The 25,889-nt window shown below is 63.6% G+C and carries 21 protein-coding genes; 6 read left to right on the top strand and 15 right to left on the bottom strand.

What is annotated here, in order from left to right; genetic code table 11:
- Nucleotides 1-72: 72 nt before the first annotated feature.
- The 13 genes from IAE40_RS24565 to yaaA form a co-directional block, all read right to left on the bottom strand.
- Entirely contained in the window at nucleotides 73-1,527 is a 1,455-nt protein-coding gene (locus IAE40_RS24565; protein ID WP_054894908.1) for a mannose-1-phosphate guanylyltransferase/mannose-6-phosphate isomerase, read from the bottom strand.
- Between the two features lie 35 nt (nucleotides 1,528-1,562).
- On the bottom strand, nucleotides 1,563-2,210 hold the full coding sequence (locus tag IAE40_RS24560) for an alginate O-acetyltransferase AlgF (protein WP_200604015.1): 648 nt from the start codon (nucleotides 2,208-2,210) through the stop codon (nucleotides 1,563-1,565).
- 17 nt (nucleotides 2,211-2,227) lie between these two features.
- Nucleotides 2,228-3,385 (bottom strand): alginate O-acetyltransferase, encoded by a 1,158-nt coding sequence (locus tag IAE40_RS24555; protein WP_197893484.1) that lies wholly within the window; start codon nucleotides 3,383-3,385, stop codon nucleotides 2,228-2,230.
- Nucleotides 3,386-3,395: 10 nt separating this feature from the next.
- Nucleotides 3,396-4,856, bottom strand: a complete 1,461-nt coding sequence (locus tag IAE40_RS24550; protein WP_063546038.1) for an MBOAT family O-acyltransferase — start codon at nucleotides 4,854-4,856, stop codon at nucleotides 3,396-3,398.
- 177 nt (nucleotides 4,857-5,033) lie between these two features.
- Nucleotides 5,034-6,137 carry a mannuronate-specific alginate lyase gene (locus IAE40_RS24545; RefSeq protein WP_200604014.1) on the bottom strand — a complete coding sequence of 368 codons (1,104 nt, stop codon included), beginning with the start codon at nucleotides 6,135-6,137 and terminating at the stop codon, nucleotides 5,034-5,036.
- A 7-nt stretch (nucleotides 6,138-6,144) separates the two neighbouring features.
- The gene (locus IAE40_RS24540) at nucleotides 6,145-7,590 is read right to left on the bottom strand and encodes an alginate O-acetyltransferase (protein ID WP_151925181.1); all 1,446 of its coding nucleotides are present in this window, start codon (nucleotides 7,588-7,590) and stop codon (nucleotides 6,145-6,147) included.
- A 13-nt stretch (nucleotides 7,591-7,603) separates the two neighbouring features.
- On the bottom strand, nucleotides 7,604-9,163 hold the full coding sequence (gene algG, locus IAE40_RS24535; RefSeq protein WP_054894914.1) for a mannuronan 5-epimerase AlgG: 1,560 nt from the start codon (nucleotides 9,161-9,163) through the stop codon (nucleotides 7,604-7,606).
- A gap of 18 nt (nucleotides 9,164-9,181) precedes the next feature.
- Nucleotides 9,182-10,660: an alginate export family protein gene (locus IAE40_RS24530; RefSeq protein ID WP_200604013.1), complete on the bottom strand. Its 1,479-nt coding sequence runs from the start codon at nucleotides 10,658-10,660 to the stop codon at nucleotides 9,182-9,184.
- A complete protein-coding gene (gene algK / locus IAE40_RS24525; protein WP_200604012.1) occupies nucleotides 10,657-12,168 on the bottom strand; it encodes an alginate biosynthesis TPR repeat lipoprotein AlgK in 1,512 nt (503 codons plus the stop codon). The genes IAE40_RS24530 and algK overlap by 4 nt, the downstream gene beginning before the upstream one ends.
- Before the next feature lie 13 nt (nucleotides 12,169-12,181).
- Nucleotides 12,182-13,348 (bottom strand): alginate biosynthesis protein Alg44, encoded by a 1,167-nt coding sequence (locus IAE40_RS24520; protein WP_054894917.1) that lies wholly within the window; start codon nucleotides 13,346-13,348, stop codon nucleotides 12,182-12,184.
- Between the two features lie 36 nt (nucleotides 13,349-13,384).
- A complete protein-coding gene (locus IAE40_RS24515; protein WP_172964813.1) occupies nucleotides 13,385-14,866 on the bottom strand; it encodes a glycosyltransferase family 2 protein in 1,482 nt (493 codons plus the stop codon).
- Nucleotides 14,867-14,928: 62 nt separating this feature from the next.
- Nucleotides 14,929-16,245: a nucleotide sugar dehydrogenase gene (locus IAE40_RS24510; protein WP_065864153.1), complete on the bottom strand. Its 1,317-nt coding sequence runs from the start codon at nucleotides 16,243-16,245 to the stop codon at nucleotides 14,929-14,931.
- 766 nt (nucleotides 16,246-17,011) lie between these two features.
- Entirely contained in the window at nucleotides 17,012-17,791 is a 780-nt protein-coding gene (gene yaaA / locus IAE40_RS24505; RefSeq protein WP_200604011.1) for a peroxide stress protein YaaA, read from the bottom strand.
- A 134-nt stretch (nucleotides 17,792-17,925) separates the two neighbouring features.
- On the opposite strand from yaaA, the gene IAE40_RS24500 reads away from it, so the two are divergent.
- From IAE40_RS24500 to moaE, 5 genes are all read left to right on the top strand, one after another.
- On the top strand, nucleotides 17,926-19,053 hold the full coding sequence (locus IAE40_RS24500) for a polysaccharide deacetylase family protein (protein ID WP_200604010.1): 1,128 nt from the start codon (nucleotides 17,926-17,928) through the stop codon (nucleotides 19,051-19,053).
- Nucleotides 19,054-19,346: 293 nt separating this feature from the next.
- Complete coding sequence (locus IAE40_RS24495) at nucleotides 19,347-20,741, top strand: PhoH family protein (protein ID WP_153773206.1); 1,395 nt, start codon at nucleotides 19,347-19,349, stop codon at nucleotides 20,739-20,741.
- A 151-nt stretch (nucleotides 20,742-20,892) separates the two neighbouring features.
- On the top strand, nucleotides 20,893-21,363 hold the full coding sequence (moaC, locus tag IAE40_RS24490) for a cyclic pyranopterin monophosphate synthase MoaC (protein ID WP_054894923.1): 471 nt from the start codon (nucleotides 20,893-20,895) through the stop codon (nucleotides 21,361-21,363).
- Nucleotides 21,363-21,608 (top strand): MoaD/ThiS family protein, encoded by a 246-nt coding sequence (locus IAE40_RS24485; protein ID WP_063546029.1) that lies wholly within the window; start codon nucleotides 21,363-21,365, stop codon nucleotides 21,606-21,608. Before moaC ends, IAE40_RS24485 begins: the two co-directional genes overlap by 1 nt.
- A 2-nt stretch (nucleotides 21,609-21,610) precedes the next feature.
- Complete coding sequence (gene moaE / locus IAE40_RS24480; protein WP_065864156.1) at nucleotides 21,611-22,057, top strand: molybdopterin synthase catalytic subunit MoaE; 447 nt, start codon at nucleotides 21,611-21,613, stop codon at nucleotides 22,055-22,057.
- A gap of 159 nt (nucleotides 22,058-22,216) precedes the next feature.
- Here moaE and rhlB read toward each other — a convergent pair whose 3' ends face one another.
- On the bottom strand, nucleotides 22,217-23,674 hold the full coding sequence (gene rhlB, locus IAE40_RS24475) for an ATP-dependent RNA helicase RhlB (protein WP_200604009.1): 1,458 nt from the start codon (nucleotides 23,672-23,674) through the stop codon (nucleotides 22,217-22,219).
- Nucleotides 23,675-23,788: 114 nt separating this feature from the next.
- On the bottom strand, nucleotides 23,789-24,445 hold the full coding sequence (locus tag IAE40_RS24470; protein ID WP_197893502.1) for an alpha/beta hydrolase: 657 nt from the start codon (nucleotides 24,443-24,445) through the stop codon (nucleotides 23,789-23,791).
- Between the two features lie 336 nt (nucleotides 24,446-24,781).
- Here IAE40_RS24470 and IAE40_RS24465 point away from each other — a divergent pair, with 336 nt between their 5' ends.
- Nucleotides 24,782-25,810: an amino acid ABC transporter substrate-binding protein gene (locus IAE40_RS24465; RefSeq protein ID WP_200604008.1), complete on the top strand. Its 1,029-nt coding sequence runs from the start codon at nucleotides 24,782-24,784 to the stop codon at nucleotides 25,808-25,810.
- Nucleotides 25,811-25,889: the final 79 nt, after the last annotated feature.

Genomic DNA, 25,889 nt, shown 5'->3' with positions numbered 1-25,889 from the left:
AAACCGCCCTGGGGGTACATGTCCCGGCGGCCACCCGCCGCTGCTATTTGTTCCGCGATGAAAGCGCTGCCGTTACTGCGCGATGGTCTTCACCGAAACCCCACGTTCGACCGGCGTAGAGGTGCGCCCGTACACATCCTCGAAGCGCTCGATATCATCCTCGCCCAGGTAGCTCCCGGACTGCACTTCGATGATCTCCAGCGGGATCTTGCCCGGATTGCGCAGGCGGTGCACCGAGGCAATCGGGATGTAGGTCGACTGGTTCTCGGTGAGCAGGAACACGTTCTCGTCGCAGGTCACCTCGGCGGTGCCGCTGACCACGATCCAGTGCTCGGCGCGGTGGTGGTGCATCTGCAGCGACAGGCTGGCGCCTGGCTTGACGGTGATGTGCTTGACCTGGAAGCGTCCACCCATGTCCACCGAGTCGTAGGAGCCCCACGGACGGTACACCTCGAGGTGGTTCTGGGTCTCGCTGCGGCCTTGCTGGTCGAGGGTGTTGACCAGTTGCTTGACGCCCTGGACCTTGTCCTTGTGGGCAATCATCATCGCGTCCTTGGTCTCGACCACGACGATGTTCTCAAGGCCGATCACCGACACCAGCTTGCCGTTGCCGTGGATCATGCAGTTGTGGCTGTCCTGCACCACCACGTCGCCCTTGGTGACGTTGCCGTTGTCGTCCTTTTCGTGCACATCCCACAGCGACGACCAGCAGCCCACGTCGCTCCAGCCGGCCGACAGCGGCACCACGCAGGCGCGCTGGGTCTTTTCCATCACCGCGTAGTCGATGGAGTTGTCCGGGCAGCAGGCGAAGGTGGCTTCGTCGATGCTCAGCACGTCGGCTTCTTCGTCGCTGCGCTCCAGGGCCAGCAGGCAGGTGTCGTAGATGTCGGGGTCGTGCTTTTTCAGCTCTTCGAGGAAGCGGCTGGCGCGGAACAGGAACATGCCGCTGTTCCAGAAGTAACCGCCGGCACGAACGAACTCGTTGGCGCGTTTCTCATCGGGCTTTTCGACGAACTGCGCGACCCGCGCCACACCCTCTGGCAGCAGGGCGTCCTGGCTGGAGCGGATGTAGCCGTAACCGGTCTCGGGCTTGGTCGCCGGTACGCCGAACAGCACCATCTCGCCGCGCTCGGCCGCCACCGTGGCCAGGGCCAGGGCGCGTTGCAGGGCTTTCTGGTCCTCGATCACGTGGTCGGCGGGCAGCACCAGCATCAGCTCGTCGCGGCCCTCGTTGACCAGTTTCATGGCGGCCATTGCCACCGCTGGCGCGGTGTTGCGCCCGAAGGGCTCCATGAGGATGGCCTGGGTTTCGAGCTTCAGGCCCGCCAACTGCTCCTGGACGATGAACTTGTGGTCCTTGTTGCAGACCACGATGGGGGTATCCATGCCCTCGAACACCAGGCGCTGGAGGGTCTGCTGGAACAGGGTGTGTTCGCCGGTCAACGCCAGGAACTGCTTGGGGAACTGCTTGCGCGACAGAGGCCACAGACGCGAACCGCTACCACCAGAAAGAATTACCGGGATCATCATGTTTCTCCAATAGTCGTTTAGAGGCAGGGGGATCAGTTGTTAGCCACGGGGCGAGTTACCCACACCGGCGACAAGCTGTTGCCGGAACCGGTGACATACAGCACGGCCGCTTCGCCGCGCTCCAGGGCGACGGGTTTGACGTCGCTGACTTTCTTGTTGCCGTCGAACAGGGCCAGGTTGACCTTGACCGGATTGATTTCGCGCTCGCCGCGACCCTTGGCGGCCACCGGCTTGACCACTTCGGTCTTGCCGTCGGCGGTCTTGAGGGTCAGCGACTGGTCGCTGAGGTTCTGCACGCGCACCAGCGCTTTCTGCTTGTTCTTGAACGGCGGCTCCTCGATCAGTTGCGGGTTGCCGCCGTTGTTGTTGACCAGGGTGTAGTACTTGTCCGAGGCCAGCTTGACCGGCACGCTCTTGCCGCCGACCTGGGCGGTGTAGTCGCCGCCAGGCAGGAAGCTGAAGTCGCTGCTGGCCTGGGCACCGACCTGCTTGATCTGGGTATTGCCGACCGAGGCCGCGGTGGGCGCGGAGCTTGCGTTGTACAGGCGCACGAAGGTCGAGCCTTTCGGGGCGCTAGGGCCATAGAGTGCGGCGTCGGCGCCGGCGAAGGCCTGCAGCGAAGCCAGGGAAAGGCCGGCCGCGAGGGTGAGGGCTTTGGCGATGGATGGCTTGTGAGTCATGTGCGTGTTCCTCTCTTTCAGTGGTCCGTCCGGTTGGACGAAAGGGCCAGGTTTTCTTCGGATTTACGGGTGTTCTTCAGTTGCGCGATCCACTGCGGATCGAAGCTGCTGAGGTCGTTCTTCATTGGCAGATAGCGCTCGGGGAACTCCCACACCACGACCTGTGGCGGGGTGTTCTTGAAGGCGTCGCTCTGCAGGTACTTGAGCATCGGCAGCAGCGGGCCGTGGCCGTCCTCGGCATAGTTGGCGACGTCGCTGTGCAGCGCCTGTTGCAGGGCGCCGAGGAAGTTCCAGTGCGGGTTGGCGCTGTAGCTGGTGCCCACCAGTGCCACCGGGATGGCGCTGTCGGCGAACAGCGCATCGCCGTCGTCGCCCTCGGCTTGCGCCGGGCGGGTGGTGCGCTGCTGCAGGTTGTCCGGGGTTGGCAGCAGGTTGCTGAACAGCGGGTCGAGCGGCAGGAAGTTGGTCAGGTCACCTTTGTATGGCGCAGTCTTGCCCGCCTCGGTGATGTAGGCCTGGGGTTGGCCGTCGAGCAGTTGCTGGCGCTTGACGCCTTCGGCGATGGACTGGGCAACCACTTCGGCGCCCATTGGCGTCCAGTGCGTGTCGGTGCGCAGGAATACCTGGCCACGTGCCTTGGCCTGCTCCAGCGGGGCGAGCAGGTCGGGGGCGAACACGTTGGCCTGGCGCGCCTGGGCGTGGAACTGGTTGAACAGCTCGCCGTGCAGGCTGGCGGGCGTCTCCTTGCCCAGGTACTCGGCATAGACCCGTGCCTTGGCCGGCACGATCGCCAGTACCAGCTCGATGTTCTGGCGCTGCAGGGTGTCGCGCACGCCGCGGATCAGCGCCAGGTTGTCCTGCATCAGTTGGTCGGCGTTGGCGGTGGGGTTGAATTCCTCATCGCTGAACAGCCACTGGTCGCGGCCCAGCACCACACCGGGGCGGCCTTCGTTGAACAGCTTGAAGTCCAGTGCGGCCCAGAGGTTGGTGCCCAGGCGCTTGATCGGGAACTGTTCGTCGTAGTGGGTTTCGGCGGCCTTGGCCAGCTTGCCGTCGAGCAGGGTCATCTGCCCGGTGCGGTTGAAGCTCTCCAGGCCCCCGACCGACCAGGCGCCCAGGCCCACCAGCAGACCGAGGAACGACAGCGAATAGGTGATGCGAAGTGTGCGGTTCATGTCATCCACCTCAGAACTGGAAGTACAGGAACGGCGAGTAGCTCTGCGCCGAAAGCTTGAGGATCGAGGCCACGAACAGCAGCAGCACCAGGGCGCGGGTCATGACCCGGGTCCAGTCCAGGCTGAGCGTGCCGTCGCCATGTACTTGCGCCGGAATGCGCGGGGCGGCCGGTGGCGTTGCGTTGCGGTAGAAGTCGCGCAGGCCGAAGAACGCCAGGGTCAGGTAGGCGACGATCAGCGTGGCCACCTGCAGGCCGGTGAGTTGGGCGCGGTTGAGTTCCGACAGCTGCCACTGGCCGAAGCTGAACATGGCGCCGTACATGCGGCCGGCCACTTCGAGGTTTTCGGCGCGGAAGATCACCCAGCCGACGACCACCAGCAGGAAGGTGAAGGCCCATTTGATCGGGTTGAAGCGCTGCGGGTTGGTGTCGATGCCCAGCGCGCGTTCGATCGCCAGCCACATGCCGTGCCAGGCGCCCCAGATGATGTAGGTGAAGTTGGCGCCGTGCCACAGGCCGCCCAGCAGCATGGTCAGGAACAGGTTGCGGTAGGTGGCGAAGGTGCCGCCGCGGTTGCCGCCCAGGGTGATGTACAGGTAGTCGCGCAGCCAGGTCGACAGGCTGATGTGCCAGCGCCGCCAGAACTCGGTGATCGACTGGCTGATGTAGGGCTGCTTGAAGTTCTCCATGAAGCGAAAGCCCATCATCAGGCCCAGGCCGATGGCCATGTCGCTGTAGCCGGAGAAGTCGAAGTACAGCTGCGCGGTGTAGGCCAGCGCGCCCAGCCAGGCATCGCCGGTGGTGGGGTTCTGCAGGGCGAAGCAGTGGTCGGCGACCACCGCCAGGGTGTCGGCGATGAACACTTTCTTGATGAAGCCCTGCATGAAGCGGGTGCAGCCTTCGGAGAACTTGTCCAGGGTGTGGGTGCGGTTGTTGAACTGATCGACCAGGTCCTTGAAGCGCAGCACGGGGCCGGCGATCAGGTGCGGGAAGATCGCCACGAACGCGGCGAAGTCGATCAGGTTGCGCGTGGCCGGGGTGTCGCCGCGGTACACGTCGATGATGTAGCTGATCGACTCGAAGATGTAGAACGAGATACCGATCGGCAGCAGCACGTGGGTGAGGATGAACGGCTCAAGGCCGAACGAGCTGATGATCGCGTTGAGGCTGTCGACGCCGAAGTTGGCGTACTTGAAGTAGCCGAGGATCGCCAGGTCCACGCCCACGCCCAGCAGCAGCCAGCGCTGGGCCGGCTTGGTGCGCACGCCGGCAGCGCCGACTTTCAGACCGATCCAGTAATTCCACAGGGTGACGCCTGCGAACAGCGCCAGGAAGTCTACCCGCCACCAGGCGTAGAAGATGTAGCTGGCCACCAGCAACAGCAGGTTGCGATAGCGGTTCCCGCTCAGGTAGTACAAGCCGAGGAAAACCGGCAAGAACAGGAACAGGAACACGTTGGACGAGAAGACCATCCCGGTTCTCCTTTTTGTTCACAGCATCCGGGGCACAGCGCCCCCCAAACCCCCCAACGCGTAGCTGGGGAGCAACCTAGTTCCTGTGGGAGCGGGTTTACCCGCGAAGCAGACACCGCGGTGCCTGGCAAGGGCTTCGCCCTTGTTCGCGGGTAAACCCGCTCCCACAGGGATCTACTATTTCTTCTGTTCCGCGCTCGGGTCGTAGACCCGGGTCATGTCGCCGCCCATGCGGAAGCTGTTGAACGGCTGCATGTCGTGCTTGCGCTTGAGGGTGTCGCCGACGCACTGGTACAGCGCGCACCAGGGTTCGAGCCAGGCGTACTTGCTGTCGACCTTGAGGTCCTTGAGGTCCTGCTTGACCCCGGCGCGCTCGGCGAAGTGCACCGGATCGCGGGCACCGGCCAGCACGCCTTCGCCCAGACGCTGCAGGGCGAAGTTGTTTTCCTTGCGCAGGTCCACGCCATTGACCTGGGCGAAGCTGGCGATCATCGCCAGCGGCGGCAGGGCGTAGTTGTGGTAGGCCAGCGCGCGCTGGCGACGTTTGATCTCGTTGGGCAGGAAGCCTTGGTCGTCGATCTGGTTGGCGCCGACCTTGAACTCCTTCACTGCCCAGTCGAACAAGTCGCGCCGATCGGTGGCCACTGCCGTGGCCATCACCGACCAGGCCGCCCAGTAGCTATGGTTGTTGATCTTCTCCAGCGGCAGGTCGCTCCAGTCGCGCACGGTCTGTGTCGCCAGCTTGGCGAGCCACTTCTCGATCAGCTCGGCTTCGGCCTGGTGCGCGGCCAGTGGCTGGGACTTGGAGAACTTCAAGCGCAGCCACGAGCCGCTCATGCTGCCCAGCGCCCATTTGCGCATGGACTTGCCGGTGTGGTTGAAATCGGTGGACTCCAGCGCATCGGCGCGCGCCCAGGTGCCGAGCCAGGTCAGCACGCAATCGAGCTGGGCCGGGCGACCGTCGCGCATGTACTGGCCGACCATCTTGCTGACGCCCTTCTCCAGGGTGGTGATGTCGGCGGTGGAGTCGCGGAAGGCTTTTTCAGAGGCGACGTTGAGCGTTGCCCGAGCCTTGTCCGAGCCCTCGTACTTGCTGCGAAACTGCAGCGCGCCGGTGTAGGGCTTGGGCGCGGCTTCGCAGCTGAAGTTGCCGTCGCTGGTCTTGAGTTTCTCGATGCCCTCGTAGTAACCCTGCGGGGGCACCAGCGCAGCCTGCGCGGCACCGCCGAACAGGGCCAGCGCGAGCAGGGCGGGGCTGAAGGTTCGCTTCAATGTCGTCATGTTCGCCTCACTGGCCGGCTTGCGCGGTGTTGCGCGCGCTGCCGGCGAAGTTGTTGCGTTTGCAGAGCTTGGCCTCGACTTTCTGGGTGCCGTTTTCCGGGCCCTGGACTTCCAGGGCCAGCAGATTCTGGCTGGCCCAGTCTTCGTCCTCGCGCATCTGGAAGACGAAGCGTCCGTCGGTGTCGGAGGTCTCGGGTTTTTCGATCTTGATGTCCTCGTGGCGCCCGTTCAGGTACCAGAGGGTGGCCTGCAGCACCTTGACCGAGGTGTCCTCGAAACGGATGTCGAGTTGGTGATTGCGGTTGACCAGGTCCTTGATCACGCCACCCTTGCCGTTGACCATCAGCTCGTTCTTGCCCGGCTTGAGTGTGGTGCTGGCGCTCATTTGCGCCGGGCGGCCGTCGCAGCCATCGTCGAGCAGGCCGAGGATCTGCCGCCAGATGGTTTCCTGGTCCAGGCGGTACAGCGGCGAGAATTCCCAGATCAGGATCTTCGGCGGGTTCTTGTGGAACTCCTCGCTGCCCAGGTACTGGATCATCGAGCCTTCCAGGCCGCCGCCGGGGAAGGCGACGTTGAGTACGTCGGCGCCGATGTACTGTTCCAGAAAGCCCGAGAAGTTGTAGTTCTTGCCACTGTGGCTGGTGCCAACCAGGGTGATCTGCGCGTTGCCTGAATCGCCGAACAGGTCGTCGCCGCCGCTGGCGCCCCCCTTGGGTTCGGTGGCGAACTGGTCCATGTACTGCACCGCGTAGCTGGTGCCGCACAGTTGTCCGGCGACGTTGTGCAGGGTGCCGGTCTTGCCCATGCGTCCGGATTTCCGGGTTTCGAATTCCTTGCGTGGAATACCCTCGAAAGCCGGCATTTTGTGCACGGTGTCGGCCACGATCTTCGCTGCGCGCTCGGCGCCGTAGGGCGTCCAGTGCTGGTCGCCGCGGAAGTAGAAGTCCTTGCCCTGGTCGGCGGCGGCGAGCTGCTCGTTGGTCAGGGGCGAGAGGTCGGGCACGTTGTAGCCCATCCGGGCGAAGCGCTGCAGCATCGCCTGGTAGTTGTGCAGGGCTTTCTGGTAGTCGAAGGCAGCCTTCTCTTCGGGCTTGAGCATGTTGCGGTTTACCAGGCCACGGGTCGGCTGGTAGACCACCACCAGCTCCACGCCGCGTTTCTTGAACGCATCGTGCACCTGCTGCAGACGCTTGTAGCCGCCGGGCGTGGTGTCGAATTCGGTGCGCAGGTCTTCGCGGGTACGGAACAGCCAGTCGCCCTGGGCCTGTACCAGGGTGGTGAAGTTCTGCTGGTAGCGGGTGGTGTAGCGGCTGGCGTCGTGGGCCTCGGGGCACAGCTGGCAGCACGGCTCGGCGCTGAAGCTCGGTGGCTGCACGTCGTCGGCGCGCACGCCCTGGCTGATGGCCAGGAGGGCGGCGGACAGGCCGAGCAGTTTCATCAGGTGTGGGGTCATGGTCTGGGCTTCCTTAATCGATCATTTCGGTCTGGCGTTCGACCGGGTCGATCAGCACGGCCTTCTGCTGGCGCACCAGCAGGTCGAGGATTTCGTCCTGGCGCTCGCCGAGCACGCCGTTGAGGCTGATGCCGCTGGATTTGCGCGGGGCGAGCATGGAGACCTTGTACAGCTCCACCGACAGCGGCGAGTCGATCGACAAGGGCCCGGAACCGTTGGCCGCCAGCTCGCCGCCGACCACGATCAGCGACACCTTGGTGTCGAACGGGTCGAGGGCGATGTCGCGGTCGGTGTCGGAGAGGTCCTTGATGTGCCCGTACACCCCGACCAGGCCGTTGGCCATGGCGATGTTTTCGTACAGGCGGATGTTCACGCTGTTGCGTACGCGGATGCCGTGGCGACGGTTGTTGATCAGCTTGTTGCCCCAGATCAGGTTGTCGCCGCTCTCGTAGAGGGTGATGCCGTCGGTGTGGTTGCGGTAGATCTCGTTGTAGGCGATCAGGTTGTTGACGCTGTTACGGTCGATCACCACGCCCGAGAGCTTGTTGTCGTAGCTCTTGTTGTTGATGATCCAGCTGTCGTTGACCTCGCGCGAGACGATGATCCCGTGCTTCTTCTTGGTGCCGTACACGGTGTTGCCGGCAATGATCAGGCGGTGCGAGCGGTCGTGCGGGTCGATGCCGTAGACGATGTTGTCGCGGTAGGTCGAGTCCTTGACCACGAAGTCGCTGGTCTCGTAGCAGTAGAAGCCGTACCACATGTCGCTGAACTCCGAGCCGATGATCCAGCCGGTCGGTTCAGGGCGGCCCATCTGCTTGGCCATGTTCGGGGTGTACTGCGAGATGCTCACGCCATACGACTTGGACTTGGCATAGCCGAAGCTGGCCATCTTGCTGTTGACGATGTACGTCTCGGTGCCGCCCCAGCTGAGCAGGAACGGGCGGAATTCCTTGGGCGAGCGGAAAGTCGCCGGGCCGTTGGCCTGCTCGCGCCAGCCGGTGACCTGGGTATCGCTGACGAACAGCTTGCCGTCATTGACGATGAACGAGCCGCCCTCCTGGGACAGGCGCAGCTCCTTGACCTTGCCGTCGATCTCCAGCACGCCCTTGCGCCCGACCACGATCGGCAGGCGCGCCAGATACACGCCCGGCGCGGTTTCGCGCAGGTACTGGGCGGGCACCTTCTTGCTCAGTTCGACCAGGTCGACATGCCCGTCATCGACGAAGATCGCCTGGGGGATGCCGTGCTGGCGCTGGACCCACTCGGCGGCCTTGTTGTCGCCGCCGATGAATTCCTTGAGCGACTCTTCCTGGAGCATGCGGCGCACGCTGACCTTGCCCTTGTGGCGGCGGTCTATCTTCTGTTGCACGGCCTGCGCGGTGTAGCCGGAGAGGTCGGGCAGCTTGGGCGGATCCATCTGCAGCGGCTCGATCGGCGCGCTGGCGACGGTGTAGGTCTTGGCCTGTTGCAGCTCCTTGGCGATCACCGCCGGCTGGGCCGCGGCGGCCATGCCGCTGGCCAGCAGCAGGGCGCTGGCGAGCAGGCTGTGGCGGAGGTTCGGGTGCAGGTTCATAACGGTCCTCTCCCGGCCTCAGAAGCGCCAGATCACGTCGACGAAGGCGCGGTGCATGTACGAGTCCGCTTCCTTGCCATAGGCATCGCCGGGCTTGAACACACCGGCGCGCAGGCGTACCAGGGCCGACGGCTCGTCGATCGACTGGCTCAGCGAGGCGGGCAGCAGGCCCTGCTTAAAGTACTTGGTGACCACCACGTCCATCTCCTGGCCCAGGTCCTTCTCGCCGTTGATCAGCGGACGGTTGATGCCATCGTCGTTGACCACCGCGTTGATGCCGCTGGAGCCGATGTTCTGGTTGCCATCGACGCGCCAGAACTTGTGGTAGATGAAGCTTGCGTCGTAGTCGTCGCGCAGTTGCCAGGAGGCGAACAGGGTCGCGGCCTGCAGGTTGCCCAGCTCGCCGCGGAAGGCCTCGCCGAAGCGGTGCACGCGCGAGCGGGTGCCGGTGAAGTTGGAGCGGTTGCTCTCAAGGCCGGTCTGCTCGAAGTTGTTCGAGCCATCGCTGCCGCCACCACCGCTGCCACGGGCGTAGGCCGCGCCGACCTGCCACTGCGGGTCGAGGCGCAGACGGATACCGAGGTCGGTGGCCCAGGCATTGACGTCGCCGCTCTGTTTGCCGGTGGCGACCTGGTCTTCGCCGACCAGCTGGCTGCTGAGGCTGTCGCGATTGCCGGTCAGCCAGGTGACGCTGCCCCAGTAGTTGACGGTGTGGTCGTTGCGCCAGTTGTAGGCGTCGCTGTTGGCCTCAAGGCCCAGCCAGGTGAGGTCGCCGGTGCGGGTCTTGTCGAGGGCATCGACGGTCTCGCCGGGGTTCTTCAGGCTGCCGCTGTCATGGGTATGGTGGGCGCGCAGGCCGACCCAGTGGCCGGGTGTCCACTGCGTGGCGATGTTGCCGTAGATGTGCGTGCGGTCCTTGTCTTCTGGGGCCAGCTCGGTGAGGTCGGTGCGGTATTCGCTGAAGCGTTGGGCGACACCGAGGTCGGCCTTGAGCAGGGTGGTGTCGAAGCTCCAGTTCAGCGCCTCGATGTTGGTGTCGCGCCACATGCCGTCGTCGCTGCGCAGGCGCTGGCGGCCGAAGCGCAGTTGCTCGCCGGGGTAGGGCGTGAAGCCGCTGTAGCCGATCCAGAATTCGCGCAGGGCCAGGTAGCTCTTGTCCGGCTTGCGGCTGTCGTCGCCGGTGTCGACGGCGGTGCCGTCGTCGTTCTGGCGCAGGGTGTCGGTCTCGATGGTGTCGGTGGCGGTCACCGCCTGGCCCATGGCGAAGGCGCTCCAGTTGCCGCGCTCGCCATACACCCAGGGACGCAGGTCCAGGCCCAGGCCGTTGACGTCGCCGCCGGAGCGGGTGCCCAGGTCACGGTCGTCCTCGGACTGGCCGGTGATCTTCACGTCCAGGCCGAAGTTCTTCACTGCGGTTTCCGCGGCCAGGGTCGGCAGCGACCACAGCAGGGCGAAGCTCAGGCCGATGCCGGCTTTCACGAAGGGATTGAGCGTCATAGCGAGTCCTCGGCGTCTACGTCTTTCTCGTCTTGCAGGGCGTCCAGGGCCAGCGGGCTGTTGCTGGCCTGGAGCATCCCGGCACGCGCCTTCTTCTCCTGCTCCAGCAGGCGCTGGGCCTGGCTGCGCTGGTCGGGCGTGAGTTGCTGGTCGAGTTGCTGCAGCAGTTCGCTGGACTGCGGCGTCGGGTTGGACTGGGCAAGCTGGGCGAATACCCAGGCGTTGCCGGTGTTCTGGCGGATGCCGTGGCCTTCGCTGTAGAGCTGGGCCAGGGCGTAGTCGGCACTGAGCTGGCCACCACGAGCCGCGCTGAGCAGGTGGTCGACGGCTTTCTGCGGCTCGACATGGCCCAGGTAGCCGCGGCGGTAGAGCTGGCCTAGGTAGTAGTGGGCGCTGATTTCGCCGGCGTCGGCGGCGGCCTGCAGGTGTTGCTCGGCCTTCACGGCATCGGCCGGAACGGTCTTGCCTTCGTAGTAGAGGCGGCCCAGCAGCAGTTCGGCGCGGGGCTGCTCGGCTTCGCGGCCCTTGTCGATGTAGGCCATCAGCTGGTCGGTGTCGCCCAGTTCAGGGAAGTCGTAGAGCAGTTGCGCAAGGCTGACCCAGGATGCCGGGTTGGCCGGGGCGACGTGTTCGAGCAGGTCCTTGGCGGTCTTCTCGTCGGTCTGGCCGAGGCTCCGGTCGGCGAGCACGCGGGCGACGCTGTCGACCCGTGTGGCAGGCACCGCATTGCGGGCATAGGCGGCCTTGAGCTGGTCGAGCAGGGCGGCCTGCTGGTCGGGTTGGGCGCGTTTCTGGTAGACGGTGGCCAACTCCACGTAGCAGATGTCGGTGCTGCTCAGCGCGGCCTTGCAGATCTGCTCCACCTCGGCCAGGTGCTGGTCGTAGGTGCCTTGGGTGCGGTACAGCAGCACCTGGGCCAGGCCCGCCTCGGGGTTGCCGGCGGCGCGCCACTGGTCGATCTGCTGCTGGGCGTTGATGTTCGGGAAGCTCTGCGGGTATTGCAGGTAGAGCATCGCCAGCGGGATCAGGGTGTTGCCCTCACCTTGCCTGGCCGCGAGCTTGAGCAGGGTTTCGGCCTCTTCGCGTTCGGCCTGGGTGCTGTCGGGCTTGGCCACCAGCAGGCGGCCCAGGCGTGCCTGGGCACGTGGTGAGGTAGCGGCTGCGGCGCGGTAGGTGGCTTCGGCCTGCTTGAGCTGGGCCGGGTCGCGGGTGCCAACCTGAATGTCGGCCAGGCCGACCTGTGCGTCGCTGTAGCCCAGGTCGGCAAGTGCCTTGTAGTTGGCCTCGGCGGTGGCGGTGTCGCCGCGCTTCAGGGCCTCGTTGGCCAGGCGCTGGTCAGGCAAACCGACGCAGCCGGCCAGGGTGATGGCCAGGACGCAGAGCCCGAGAGCCCTGTGGGAGCGGGCTTGCCCGCGAATGGCCGGGACCTGGGATGAAGGTGTGCCTGCTGGCCCCTTCGCGGGCAAGTCCGCTCCCACGGGGACGCAGGGATAATTGTTCGGCGTCATCGTCCTGTCCCCCTCAGAGCCCGCGGGCCACGGCCTTGTCGATCAGCCAGTTCAGCGAGGGACCGCGGTCGCTGTTCACCGAAGCCGGGCGGCCGGCCAGCTCTGCAGGCAGCGACTCGTCTGGCTTGATCTGCACGCGAATGTCCGAAGCCAGGTTGTCGTTGTCCAGGCTGGCGCTGCCGACGATCACACCGGTGCGCACCTCGTCTTCGCCGGCGATCTGGAAGTTGACCCGGGTGCCGGGCTTGACCTCGTCGAACTGGCGATAGCTGAAGCGCGCCTCGACCATCGGGTTGGTGGTGCGCGGGATCAACTGGTAGACCACCTGGCCCTTGCTGGCGTACTGGCCGTCATCCACCAGCTGGCGGGCGACCACGCAGTCGCAAGGGCTGGTGAGGGTGCCGGAAAGCTGCTTGCCAAACAGTTCCTCGACCTTGGCTGGCTCCAGTTGCGAGTCGTCCAGATGGCCCTTGAGCAGGTCGAGCATGCTGGTGTTGAAGGTCGCCAGCGGCGCGCCCTTGACCACCTGCGCACCGTTTTCCACCAGGCTCTGCATGCTGCCGTCGCGGGGCATGGTGACGTTGGTGGTCGGTACTGCGACCACACCGGCCTCGGCGTGGCTGACGAAGTACAGGCCGTACAGCGATTTGGCGACGAAACCGAAGGCGGCGATGCCGACCACGAACACGCCCAGGGTGACGGTGACGGCACGCAGGCGACCGAAGGCCGAAAGGCCGGAGCCTGCGTCCTTCTGCTTGCGCGCCTTGGTGAAGTTGTCGCGCTGCAGGGTACTGAGCACATCACCGACGCTGATCAGCTCGCCGGACAGGTGGGAGGTGATGATGTGGCGCAGGGTGGCGATATCGCGCGGTTCCAGGTTCTGGAATTCGACACCGGTGCGGCCGCTCTGCGGATCGCTGGAGCGCACCAGGAACTCGATGTCCATCGACAGCCCCAGGTTGTCGACCACGAACTGCAGGCGACCACGTACGACATCTCCGACCGGAAGGGCTTTTTTGGCATGGAACGACAGACCACCGGCGGAGAGGTCGTCGACCTTCACATCCTGCGGCTGGCGCTCGCTGTCCAGGTAGCGCAGCTTGGCCGGGATGCGCACCCGGGCGTGCTGGCGCTGGGCTTCGGACTCATGCACGACGTTGACGTTCACGGCGGTATTCATGGCGATTTGTTCCTGTTGGATCGATCCGGGTTGGGCTCACACGACCATGAACAGCACAGCGACGAAGATGCTGGCGGCCGAGAAGGTCATGGTCCGAGAGGACCAGGTGTTGAACCATTGTTGAAAGCTGGCGAGGTCACGTTTCAGTGCAGTCGGCTGGCGGGTCCAGGACTGCTTGTCGAGGCGGAAGAACACGTAGATCTTCATCAGCGCGCCGACGATCTGGTTGTAATAGAGGATCAGCGGATAGGCCGGGCCGACACTGTGGCCCGAGCACAGCAGCATGATGGTGAGGATCAGGCGGGTGATGCCGATCCACAGCAGGTACACCAGCAGGAACTGCAGGCCGAACTTGAAGCTGGCGATCACCGCCACGGTCAGGCCCAGCAGGCTGGTCCACATCGACACACGCTGGTCGAGCAGCACGATGCTGGTGAACAGCCCCAGGCGCTTGAGGCCCAGGCCCAGGGCGCGGGAGTTCTGCCGCAGGTTGTTGCCATACCAGCGGTACATCAGCTTGCGGCTGGCCTTGACGAAGCTCTTTTCCGGCGGATGCTCGACCGTGTTGATCGCCGCGTCCGGCACGTAGAAGGTGTCGTAGCCCAGGCGCATCAGGCTGAACCAGCTCGACTTGTCGTCGCCGGTGAGGAACTTGAAGCGGCCCAGGCGCCAGTGCATCAGCGAGTCGCTTTCGACGTCGGCGATGAACTCGGGGTTGGTGACCACGCTTGCGCGGAACATCGACATGCGCCCGGTCATGGTCAGCACGCGCTTGGACAGCGCCATCGAGCACATGTTGATGTGGCGCTGGGCGAAGCGCAGCTTGTGCCACTCGCTCATGATGTAGCCGCCGCGCACTTCGCAGAATTCGTTGGTGGTCAGGCCACCGACATTGGGGTAGAGCTTGAACCAGGGCACGGTCTTGCGAACTACGCCCTCGGCCAGCACGGTGTCGCCGTCGATCACCGCAACCACGGCGTTTTCGTCCGGCAGCATCCGCGAGATGGCCCGAAAACCGTAGGCCAGGCCGTCGCGCTTGCCGGTACCGGCGATGCGCACGAAGTCCAGGGCGACGTGTTCGGGCGGGTTGTACTTGGCCCACAGGCTCTTGACCAGCAGCTCGTCGGACTTCTCCACCAGCGAGCAGACCACGGTGGTCGGATAGCCGCATTCGATCGCTTCGCGGATCACCGAGCTGTACACCTGGGCGGTGGTCAGCGCATCGATGCGAAAGCTGGTGACCATCAGGTACACATGCGACGGTTCGGCTGCCTTGCCCAGCTTCTGCACCTTGCGGCGCAGGTAGGGGTAGACCAGGTACAGGAAGATCATGCCGCGGATGAAATGGGTGGCGCCCATGGAGTAGCGCCAGATGCCGACTGCGCCGACCAGGAAGATGAAGTGCTTCGACTGCGAATCGAAGATATCGCTGGGCAGGGCCAGGGCGATCAGCATGAGCAGGCTCATGTAGAGCAGCCATCCGGCGCACTGCAACAGCACTGTCTGGAGCCTTTGCATGTTCAGCATCCGTCGCGAGAATCAGGAGAATGCGGGGCCGACCGGCCCCGCGTCGGGCTGGCTTACCAGCAGATGCCTTCGGTGCGGGTGAGGGTGCTGGTGGGCTTGCTCATGAAGCCGACCAGATCGATCACCTGCTTGCCTTCCGGCGCCTGCTGGGCAAGGGCGCGGAACTGTTCGTCGCGGTTGCCGAGGATGATGATGTCGGCGCCATCGACCACCTGCTGGAAGTCGGCGTTGAGCAGCGACGAGACATGCGGGATCTTCGACTCGATGTAGTCCTTGTTGGCGCCGTGGACACGGGCGTACTCGACGTTCTGGTCGTAGATGTTCAGCTCGTAGCCCTTGCCGATCAGGCGCTCGGCCAGTTCCACCAGCGGGCTTTCGCGCAGGTCGTCGGTGCCGGCCTTGAAGCTCAGGCCGAGCAGGGCGATCTTGCGCTTGTCGTGGCTTTCGATGATGTCGAAGGCGTTCTGCACCTGCGACTCGTTGCTGCGCATCAGCGAGTCGAGCAGCGGCGCCTTCACATCGAGGCTGGCAGCACGGTAGGTGAGGGCGCGCACGTCCTTGGGCAGGCACGAACCGCCGAAGGCGAAGCCTGGGCGCATGTAGTACTGCGACAGGTTCAGGGCCTTGTCCTGGCAGACCACGTCCATCACTTCGCGACCATCGACGCCGACCGCCTTGGCGATGTTGCCGATCTCGTTGGCGAAGGTCACCTTGGTGGCGTGCCAGACGTTGCAGGTGTACTTGATCATCTCGGCCACTTCGATCGGCTTGCGGATGATCGGCGCGTCGAGCTCTTCGTAGATCGCCTGCAGTACGTCGCCGCTGGCGCTGTCCAGTTCGCCGATGACGGTCATCGGAGGCTGGTCGTAGTCCTTGATCGCGGTACTTTCACGCAGGAACTCGGGGTTGACCGCCACGCCGAAATCGACGCCGGCCTTCTTTCCGGAGCAGTCTTCGAGGATCGGGATCACCACGTTCTTCACCGTGCCCGGCAGCACGGTGCTGCGTACCACGATGGTGTGGCGGCGGGTGGTGTCGCGCAGCACGTAGCCGATCTCGCGGCACACCGATTCGATGTATTCCAGGCCCAGGTCGCCGTTCTTCTTGCTTGGCGTACCGACGCAGATCATCGACACGTCGCTGGCGCGGATCGCCTCGGCGAAGTCGGTGGTGCCACGCAGGCGACCATTGGCGATGCCTTGCTGCAGGAGTTGCTCCAGACCCGGCTCGACGATTGGCGACTTGCCCTGGTTGATGAGGTCGATCTTGGTGGTGGACACATCCACACCAATCACTTCATGGCCCCTTGCCGACAGGCAACCTGCACAGACGGCACCCACGTAACCCAAACCAAAGATGCTGATACGCATCGTATTCACCTCGTGTGTTTATCACGCCGGCTCTTTCGAAGAACCGGACCGGGTTGATTGACCTGCTTTTACGGGCGCACGGATCCATGGCGAATTGACACTTCACCGAACGCAGGCATGAATGAATCCGGAGCGCAAACAGTGCTGCGCTCAAAGTTGGCAGTAAAAGGCCAGTTATAAAAAGGCGTGCCCTGAGATGCAGCCGTCTTTATTGCAACGCGTTATCGGGTGCGCTGCTGTGCTTGTTCTTTCAAGTGAATAAATCCTTTGAAATCAACCACTAGGACGATTAGTAAGGGGCGCGGCTCTCCTGCTTGAACAGACCGCTTGGTTATACCGAAGCGGTAGTCGAAGTTATCAGCGCAGGTAGTGAGTACCTGCCACTTGTCATCTGTAAGTCATCTCTCACGTTGCACGCTCGTGATTCGTTACGGGTGCTATGAGCGATCTGCGAAGGGAGAAGTTCCGAGGTGCGTTCAGGGCAGATGAAAGATTTCTAAATATTTTTTCAGTGAGAAATACTTTCATTCTGATAGCACGGATGGGTTTCGCCCCTATATATAAAGGGCGGAATCAAGATGAGATGGTTATATGCCAGTATCGGAAAAATTTTTTCAAAATTCGTCAAAAAACTACGAACGGTCTTATGGCGTTTGGCGATAAGCTCAGCCTTGCCTGTTTTTTGGCGCCGGTAATTTGGCTTTTTTGAGGCGGGGATTGCAGGAGCGCGCTGGTTGGGGTGCTCCTGCAAGACTGGGAAGCAGGGCTAGTCCGCTGGATGATCGCGCAGGAACACCAGGTGGTCGGGCTTCGATTGTTCGGCGCTGTAGTAGTAGCCTTGCACGTCGAAGCGCTTGAGCTGCTCGGGATCGTTGATGCGCTCCTGGATCACGAAGCGGCTCATCAGGCCACGCGCCTTCTTGGCGTAGAAGCTGATGATCTTGTACTGGCCGTTCTTCAAGTCCTTGAAGTCGACGTTGATCACGCGGGCATTCAGCGCATTCTTCTTCACGGCGCTGAAGTACTCGTTGCTGGCCAGGTTCAGCAGCAGGTCATCGCCTTGTTCGGCCAGGGCCTGGTTCAGCCATTCGCTGATGCGCGTGCCCCAGAAGGCGTAGAGGTCCCTGCCGCGTGCGTTCGCGAGCTTGGTGCCCATTTCCAGGCGATAGGGCTGCATCAGGTCAAGCGGTCGCAGCAGGCCATAGAGGCCCGAGAGCATGCGCAGGTGTTGCTGGGCATAGCTGAAGTCGTCCTCGCCAAGGGTTTCGGCATCCAGGCCTGTGTATACGTCGCCCTTGAACGCCAGCAGCGCCTGCTTGGCGTTGGCGGGGGTGAAGTCTGGGGTCCAGCTGCCGAAGCGCGCGGCGTTGAGGCCGGCAAGCTTGTCGGACAGGTGCATCAGCTCGGCGATCTGCGCCGGCGACAGCTCGCGCAGTTGGGTGATCAACGTCTGCGAATCGTCCAGGTACTGCGGCAGGGTATGGCGCTGGGTTACCGGTGGGGTGTCGTAGTCGAGGGTCTTGGCGGGGGAAATCACCGTCAGCATGGGTCGGCTCCTGAAATCGTCGCCGACGATTCTACGGGGCCAGCAGGGCAACGCCAAACTATGGTGACGATAGTCACAGACCATCGCCCGGGCAGGCGCTATAGTGCGCATCATCCGTTTAGGGAGAACCGATCGTGCGCATTGCCTTCGCCGTGCTGGCCGGGTTGTTCAGCCTGGCTGTGCAGGCCGCTCCAGCCAATTCCGTCAGCTTCGACCGCAGCCATTGGCCCGAGCAACTCGACAGCCCGGTGCTGTTCGACGTGGCATCGCGCGCGCAGATCCTCTCCTTCGCCCAGGTGCTGCATGAAAGCGAGATGCTCGATGAGCGCGCTCTGGCGGCGCGCCTGGGGCTGCGGCAGATCAACCTGGCGGTGATCCGTTCGGTGCGTGCGCGCATGTGGCAGCGGTTGTGGGAAAACTTCCAGCAGGCCCAGCTCAGTTGCGAGCAGGATGCATCGTTTTGCTATCCGCTGGATTCGATGGCGGATTTGCGTACGCGTTCGGCTACGTTCGCTACAGATGTCGGCGAATTCTACAAAGAATGGGTCGAGCCCAGCCATCAATTCAACGTCCGTTACCTTGACGAGCAATTGCGCAAGGCGGCCTTGTTTCCACAGACCAGCAGCGAGATCGAGCGGCTGTCGAATGGCGAGCGCAGTGGCGATGAACTCAACGACCGGATGTTCCTGCTGACGTTCGTCGGCGGCCCTGGCCCGGTCGGCGGCAACACGGACCTGCTCAACGATTACCTGCGCCGGCAAAAGCTGGGCGCAGTGTTCTTCGTGCTGGGCAACCGCGTGCAGCAGCGCCGCGACATGGCCCAGGGGGCCAATGTCGCGGCGCTCTACGCTGGACAGTGCGTGGGGATTCAGGGCTGGGAGTATCGCTCCCACGCCCAGTGGCAGGGCTGGCAGGACTCCCTGCGGCGCAGCCAGGCGCAGGTGCAGGGGCTGATGCCCGAGCAGTACGTGCCGCTGTTCCGCCCACCCTATGGGCAGCGCCGTGCCGACGGCGAGGCGTTCATGGCGGCGCAAGGGCTGCAGGTGTCACTGTGGGACATCGACGCCCAGGACGACGGCGCGCTGGATGCCGATCAGTCGGCCCAGCGGGTGATGACCCTGATGCTGCTATGGCGCAAGGGTGTAATCCAGTTCCACGACACCCTGCCCAAGGCACAGCCGGCCCTGGAATGGCTGTTGCAGCACACGGCGCAGAGCGGGATCGGGTGGCAGGATTGCATGGAATACGCGCATCTGCGCTAGCTAGAAAATCCAGGGTCCAACAGTGACTGTAGTCCCCCGTCACCGTATCGCCAAGCGCGGTTCGTCATTCGGCAAAATAAACTTCACCGGAGCGTAAAAAGTCTTTTTTCCGTCACGCCTTTTGCGGTATGAAGGAATCAGACAGCCGATTCCTGCAGCACAGGTGGCGTCATCCAGGCCCTCCTTTGCCAGGTGCGCTCCCCGCCCGTAACGACGCGGATACGGGGAGAACGGCGGTCACTCTGCGGTGCAGCGAAGCTGTGCCGTCCTGCTTTCACATAAGGTGACCGAGTATGGATGACCAAGGACGCAACCCTTCCTCCAACCAGCCAATCCTGTATGTGCTCGATACCAACGTCCTGATTCACGATCCCAACGCTTTGCTCAACTTCGAGGAGCACCACGTCGCCATACCGATGACGGTGCTGGAGGAACTCGACAAGCTCAAGACCGGTAAACAGACCATCGCCGCCGAATGCCGCCAGGCCATTCGCCTGATCGACCAGACCCTGGGCGATGCATCACCCAGCGATGTCGAACAAGGGGTACCGATCCAGCGTGGCAAGAGCGGGCCGAAGGGCTTCCTGTCGATCCTGATGAGCCCGCGCAACGAACCGAACCGGTTGCTGCCGGAAAACCTCAACGACAACATCATCATCAACCAACTGCTGGAGCTGCGTGCCAGGCGGGCTGACCTGGACGTGGTGCTGGTCACCAAAGACATCAACATGCGCCTGAAGGCGCGCGCTTGTGGCATCGCCGCCGAGGACTACAGCACCGACCAACTGGTCGACGATGTGTCCCTGCTCTCGAAGGGCTACCACTCGGTCACCGGCTCCTTCTGGGACCGGGTCAGCAAGGTCGACACCCGCCAGGAACGGGGCCGCACCTGGCATCGCGTACAACTGATCGACAACTTGCCGGCCGTGCACGTCAATGAGTTCATCATCGACGAGCAGGGCTTCGTCGGCTGGATCAAGGGCATTCGCGAGAACGAGCTGCTATTGCTCGACCTGCACCAGGAGCCGCTGCTGCATCAGGAAGCCTGGGGCCTCAAGCCCCGCGACATCCACCAGAGCCTGGCGCTGTTCGCCCTGCTCGATCCGGACATCCACCTGGTCAATCTCACCGGCGCGGCCGGCTCGGGCAAAACCATCCTGGCATTGGCTGCAGCCATCGAGCAGACCATGGTCAGCAAGCGCTACCGGCGTATCATCGCCACCCGCAGTGTGCAGGGGCTGGACCAGGAGATCGGCTTCCTGCCGGGCACCGAGGCGGAAAAAATGGAGCCCTGGCTGGGCGCCATCACCGACAACCTCGAGGCGTTGCACATGGATGACGAAAGCACCCACGGCAGTGTCGAGTACATCCTCGAACGGGTGCCGCTGCAGTTCAAGTCGCTGAACTACATCCGTGGCCGCAGCTTCCAGCAGAGCCTGATCCTGATCGATGAATGCCAGAACCTCACCCCGCACCAGATGAAGACCATCATCACCCGTGCAGGCTCTGGCTCCAAGGTGGTCTGCCTGGGCAACCTGGCGCAGATCGACACCCCCTACCTGTCCGCGACCAGCTCGGGCCTGACCTACCTGACCGAGCGCTTCAAGGACTTCCCCCATGGCGTGCACATCACCCTGCAGGGTGTGCCGCGTTCGGTACTGGCCGAGTACGCCGAGTCGCACCTGTAGACCCGGATCGCTCATTACGCAGGCTCGCCCGCTCCCACACGGTTGTGGGGGCGGGCGAGCCCTGTGATGAGGCCGAGCCTGCCGACACATTCCCCTGCGCAAAGCTGACCCACAGGTTTACACTCTGCTTTCCCTTCACAGGAGCAGAGCAGTGCTGACTCATCTCGATTCCCAGGGGCGTGCCAACATGGTCGACGTCACTGAAAAAGCCGTGACTGCGCGCGAGGCGATCGCCGAGGCACGGGTGCGCATGTTGCCGCAGACCTTGCGGATGATCGTCGACGGCGAGCATCCCAAGGGCGATGTGTTCGCCGTGGCGCGCATCGCAGGTATCCAGGCGGCGAAGAAGACCAGCGACCTGATCCCGCTGTGCCATCCGCTGATGCTCACCAGCGTCAAGGTCGAGCTGGCTGCCGAAGGCGAAGATGTGGTGCATATCGTTGCCCGTTGCAAGCTGGCCGGGCAGACCGGTGTCGAGATGGAGGCCCTGACCGCCGCCAGCGTCGCGGCGCTGACGATCTACGACATGTGCAAGGCCGTGGACAAGGGCATGGTCATCGAGCAGGTGCGCCTGCTGGAGAAGCTTGGCGGCAAGAGCGGCCACTACAAGGTGGAGGGGTGATGAAGATCAAGGCCCTCTATTTCGCCCGTTACCGTGAGCTGCTTGGCGTTGATGCCGAGCGTCTGGAAGGGGATTTCAAGGTACTCGACGACGTGCGCCAGGCGCTGGTTGCCAGAGGGGGCGTTTACGCCGTGCTGGCCGAGCAGAACCTGATGTGCGCGCGTAACGAGGAGCTGTGCAGGCTCGATGAGCCGGTCGAGGACGGCGATGAGCTTGCCTTCTTCCCGCCGGTGACCGGAGGTTGAGCATGGGCGTACGGGTACAGCAGGCGGCGTTCGACCCCGGTGCCGAGGTCAATGCCATGCACGCTGCCAATGTTGGCGTGGGCGCGGTGGTGGGGTTCGTCGGTTATGTGCGCGACTTCAACGACGGTCGCGAGGTGGCGGGGATGTTTCTCGAGCACTACCCAGGCATGACCGAGAAGGCCCTGGCCAAGATCGTGGTCGAGGCCGAGCAGCGCTGGCCGTTGCTCAAGGTCGAGGTGCTGCACCGCATCGGTGCGCTGGAACCGGGCGAGCCGATCGTGTTCGTGGGTGTCGCCAGTGCCCATCGGCAGGCCGCGTTCGATGCCTGCAACTTCATCATGGACTATCTCAAGACCCGGGCGCCGTTCTGGAAGAAGGAGAACACTCAGGAAGGACCGAGGTGGGTCGAAGGCAGGCAGAGTGACCAGGATGCTGCCGGGCGCTGGTAGAACCATCTGTCTGATGGCCGGGGCGTTGCCCCGGTTCGCGGGCAAGTCGGGTCGCCGCACCGCCGCTCCTACAGGTACCCGCTGCCCTCAGGTCCAGCACATTACCTGTGGGAGCGGCGGTGCGGCGACTAGACTTGCCCGCGAAGAATCCAGCACCGATCAGTGATGCTTGCGCGGCACTGGCGTGAGCAATTCATCCGGCGGCATCTCGCACTTGATCTTGCGCCCCAGCAGTTCCTCGATCGCCGGCAACTGGTAGGAGTCATCCTCGCCGGCAAAACTGATCGACACACCACTGGTGCCTGCACGGCCGGTACGGCCGATGCGGTGCACGTAGTCGTCCGGGTCTTCCGGCAGGGTGAAGTTGATCACGTGGCTGATACCGTCGATATGGATCCCGCGCCCGGCCACGTCGGTGGCCACCAGCACGGTGATGCGCCCTTCGCGGAAGTTTTCCAGGGTACGGATGCGCTTGTGCTGCGGCACATCGCCCGACAGTTGGGCGGCATTGATGCCGTCGCGCACCAGCTTCTCCTCGATGCGCCGCACCTCGTCCTTGCGATTGGCGAAGACCATCACCCGTTCCCACTTGTTCTGCGTGACCAGGTTGTACAGCAGCTTGTACTTGTCGCGGCCCGCCACGGCATAGACGTGCTGCTCGACCGTCTCGCTGGCGACGTTCTCCGGCTCGATCTCGACGATGGCCGGATCAGTAGTCCACTGCTTGGCCAGGTTCATGACGTCGTCGGTGAAGGTGGCGGAGAACAGCAGGGTCTGGCGTTCGCTCTTGGGCGGGGTCTGGCGGATGATCTGGCGTACCTGTGGGATGAAGCCCATGTCGAGCATGCGGTCGGCTTCGTCCAGCACCATCACCTCGACCATGTCCAGGTGCACTTCGCCGCGTTGCTGGAAGTCCAGCAGGCGGCCCGGGGTGGCGACCAGGATGTCGCAGTAGCGCTTTTCCAGGGCCTTGAGCTGCTTGTCGTACTCCATGCCGCCGACGAAGCTCATCACGTTCAGCCCGCTGTACTTGGTCAGGGCCTCGGCGTCCTTGGCGATCTGCACCACCAGTTCGCGGGTCGGGGCGATGATCAGGGCACGCGGCTCGCCCATGTAGCGTTCCTTGGGCGGCGGGGTCTGCTGCAGCTGCGAGATGATCGAGATCAGGAACGCCGCCGTCTTGCCGGTGCCGGTCTGGGCCCGGCCGATGGCATCCTGGCCACGCAGGGTGTAACCCAGGACCTGGGCCTGGATCGGCGTGCAGTAGGGGAAGCCCAGGTCGTGGATGGCATGCATCAGCTCGTTGGAGAGCTTGAAGTCGTGGAAGCGGGTCTTGCCTTCCTGAGGCTCGACCACGAAGTCCTCGGGCTTCCACAGGCTGGCCTGGGGCTTGGGTTTGCGCTCACGGCGGGGTTTTTCCCGGGGCGGCTCGACAGGCGCGGCTTCAGCCTTGGCCACAGGTTCGGGCTGGCTGCGCGGCGCAGACTTCGCTCTTGGCGGTTTCGGGGGCCGGGCCGGTGCAGGCTGAGGCGTGGGTGCAATCACGGGGGCAGCGGGCGCGACGGCCTGTGGGGCGGCGTCTCCCTTGCCGAATATTTTCTTGAGTGCCTTGAGCACGGTCGTCTCGTCAACTGGTTAAGGAATGTACGCCGGGCAGTGTAATGCAAGATCCAGGCTCGGCGTAGTACCGGGTGTAGTCCAATGCGCCGACGGCTACAGGCGCACGTCGATTTACAGCAGGCACTTGGCCAGCCAGTCGTGGATATCGCTCAGCTCCTCGACCACCACCTCGTGTTCCATGGGGTATTCGTGCCAGCGCGCGGCCACGCCCCAGGTGTTCAGGTACTCGAAGGCCGTGCGGCCCATCGACGGGATCACCACCGGGTCATGCACACCGTGCAGGCACAGGGCCGGGGTACGTTGCTGGCAAGCGCTGACCTGGTGGCTTTCGTTGAAGGTCGGGGCGTAGGTGGACAGGGCGATCACCCCTCCGAGCGCTTCCTGCCACTTTATATAGGCGGTATGCAGCACTACGGCGCCGCCCTGGGAAAATCCGGCGAGGATGATCCTCGACAGGTTGATGCCCTTGGCCTGCTCGGCCTTGATCAGCTCGATGACCTGGTCGGCCGATTCTTCAAGTTGCGCCTCGTCGATGGCCCGGGCCGGGGTCATGGCCTTGATGTCGTACCAGCTCGGCATGGCATAGCCGCCGTTGATGGTGACTGGGCGGGTCGGCGCCTGGGGCATGATGAAACGGGTGCTTTGCAGACGTTCCTGCATGAATTCGGCCACCGGTAGGAAGTCGTAACGGTCGGCCCCCAGGCCGTGCAACCAGATCACACAGGCGTCGGCGGTCTTCTGGGGTTCGAGAATCAGCGGGTTGGTCATGACTGCTCCGAAAAAGTGCGTAAGAACTTATTGAGTGCGTAAAAAGAAGGCGCTGGTGGTTAGTGCCATAAAAAGATGTCGCAACTCTACAACTTTACCCCCTTGACGCATGCTTAAACGCTTAAGGCGGCAACTATGGTACGCGCTTTGCTACGTTCGTACCGATGCGATGGACGGGGACCTGAACGGTAACACCCGCCCACGTGGATGAAAGGCTGTCACAGAACAGCCCATTGCGCCAATTGACCCAAAAACAAGCCAACAAGGGTCGGATGCGCCTCATAAGGGTGCGGTGCAATTCCGGCTCGGTACAACAAGAGCATTTGGAGGTTGTTGATGAAGATGTTTAAAACCACGCTGGCAGTCCTGACCGCTGCCGCCACCCTGGGCACCGTGGGCGCCGCTCAGGCTGGCGCCACCCTCGATGCGGTACAGAAAAAGGGCTTCGTCCAGTGTGGCGTGAGCGACGGCCTCCCGGGCTTCTCCGTCCCTGACGCCCAGGGCAAGATCGTCGGCATCGACGCCGACGTCTGCCGCGCCGTGGCTGCCGCCGTGTTCGGCGACGCCACCAAGGTCAAGTTCAGCCAGCTCAACGCCAAGGAGCGCTTCACCGCGCTGCAGTCCGGCGAAGTCGACGTACTGTCGCGCAACACAACCTGGACCAGCTCGCGTGACGCTGGCATGGGCCTGGTGTTCGCCGGTGTCACCTACTATGACGGCGTGGGCTTCCTGGTGAACAAGAAGCTGGGCGTTTCCAGCGCCAAGGAGCTCGATGGCGCGACCATCTGCATCCAGGCCGGTACCACCACCGAGCTGAACGTCTCCGACTACTTCCGCGCCAATGGCCTGAAATACACGCCGATCACCTTCGACACCTCCGACGAGAGCGCCAAGTCGCTGGAGTCCGGTCGTTGCGACGTGCTGACCTCCGACAAGTCGCAGCTCTACGCACAGCGCTCCAAGCTGGCGGCTCCCACCGAGTACGTGGTGCTGCCGGAAACCATCTCCAAGGAGCCTCTGGGCCCGGTCGTGCGTAAAGGCGACGAGGAGTGGTTCAGCATCGTCAAGTGGACCCTCTACGCCATGCTCAACGCCGAAGAAGCAGGCGTGACTTCGAAGAACGTCGAGGCCGAAGCCAAATCCACCAAGAACCCTGACGTCGCCCGCCTGCTGGGTGCCGACGGCGAGTACGGCAAGGACCTGAAGCTGCCCAAGGACTGGGTGGTGAAGATCGTCAAGCAAGTCGGCAACTACGGTGAAGTGTTCGAGAAGAACCTGGGCAAGAGCACCCCGCTGGAAATCGACCGCGGCTTGAATGCCCTGTGGAACAACGGCGGCATCCAGTACGCACCGCCTGTGCGCTGATGGCTGTCCCCCCCCCCCGCCGGCGGGCCGCCCCCCCCCCCCCCCCCCCCCCCCCCGGGGGCGGGCGGCACGCCCAGCG

Origin of the sequence: Pseudomonas sp. S44 (assembly GCF_016624805.1) — a bacterium.
Taxonomy (GTDB): domain Bacteria; phylum Pseudomonadota; class Gammaproteobacteria; order Pseudomonadales; family Pseudomonadaceae; genus Aquipseudomonas; species Aquipseudomonas machongensis.
This window is presented reverse-complemented; position numbering and strand designations above follow the sequence as displayed.

Bases quoted from the DNA above. Each gene is read 5' to 3' on its own strand.
- IAE40_RS24565 (WP_054894908.1), bottom strand. From the start codon at position 1,527: ATGATCCCGGTAATTCTTTCTGGTGGTAGCGGTTCGCGTCTGTGGCCT.
- yaaA (WP_200604011.1), bottom strand. From the start codon at position 17,791: ATGCTGACGGTGATTTCCCCCGCCAAGACCCTCGACTACGACACCCCA.
- IAE40_RS24485 (WP_063546029.1), top strand. From the start codon at position 21,363: ATGAAGATCAAGGCCCTCTATTTCGCCCGTTACCGTGAGCTGCTTGGC.
- IAE40_RS24550 (WP_063546038.1), bottom strand. From the start codon at position 4,856: ATGGTCTTCTCGTCCAACGTGTTCCTGTTCCTGTTCTTGCCGGTTTTC.
- IAE40_RS24510 (WP_065864153.1), bottom strand. From the start codon at position 16,245: ATGCGTATCAGCATCTTTGGTTTGGGTTACGTGGGTGCCGTCTGTGCA.
- algK (WP_200604012.1), bottom strand. From the start codon at position 12,168: ATGACGCCGAACAATTATCCCTGCGTCCCCGTGGGAGCGGACTTGCCC.
- IAE40_RS24560 (WP_200604015.1), bottom strand. From the start codon at position 2,210: ATGACTCACAAGCCATCCATCGCCAAAGCCCTCACCCTCGCGGCCGGC.
- IAE40_RS24520 (WP_054894917.1), bottom strand. From the start codon at position 13,348: ATGAATACCGCCGTGAACGTCAACGTCGTGCATGAGTCCGAAGCCCAG.
- moaE (WP_065864156.1), top strand. From the start codon at position 21,611: ATGGGCGTACGGGTACAGCAGGCGGCGTTCGACCCCGGTGCCGAGGTC.
- IAE40_RS24555 (WP_197893484.1), bottom strand. From the start codon at position 3,385: ATGAACCGCACACTTCGCATCACCTATTCGCTGTCGTTCCTCGGTCTG.
- algG (WP_054894914.1), bottom strand. From the start codon at position 9,163: ATGAACCTGCACCCGAACCTCCGCCACAGCCTGCTCGCCAGCGCCCTG.
- IAE40_RS24540 (WP_151925181.1), bottom strand. From the start codon at position 7,590: ATGACCCCACACCTGATGAAACTGCTCGGCCTGTCCGCCGCCCTCCTG.
- IAE40_RS24530 (WP_200604013.1), bottom strand. From the start codon at position 10,660: ATGACGCTCAATCCCTTCGTGAAAGCCGGCATCGGCCTGAGCTTCGCC.
- IAE40_RS24545 (WP_200604014.1), bottom strand. From the start codon at position 6,137: ATGACGACATTGAAGCGAACCTTCAGCCCCGCCCTGCTCGCGCTGGCC.
- IAE40_RS24515 (WP_172964813.1), bottom strand. From the start codon at position 14,866: ATGCAAAGGCTCCAGACAGTGCTGTTGCAGTGCGCCGGATGGCTGCTC.
- IAE40_RS24465 (WP_200604008.1), top strand. From the start codon at position 24,782: ATGAAGATGTTTAAAACCACGCTGGCAGTCCTGACCGCTGCCGCCACC.
- IAE40_RS24470 (WP_197893502.1), bottom strand. From the start codon at position 24,445: ATGACCAACCCGCTGATTCTCGAACCCCAGAAGACCGCCGACGCCTGT.
- IAE40_RS24495 (WP_153773206.1), top strand. From the start codon at position 19,347: ATGGATGACCAAGGACGCAACCCTTCCTCCAACCAGCCAATCCTGTAT.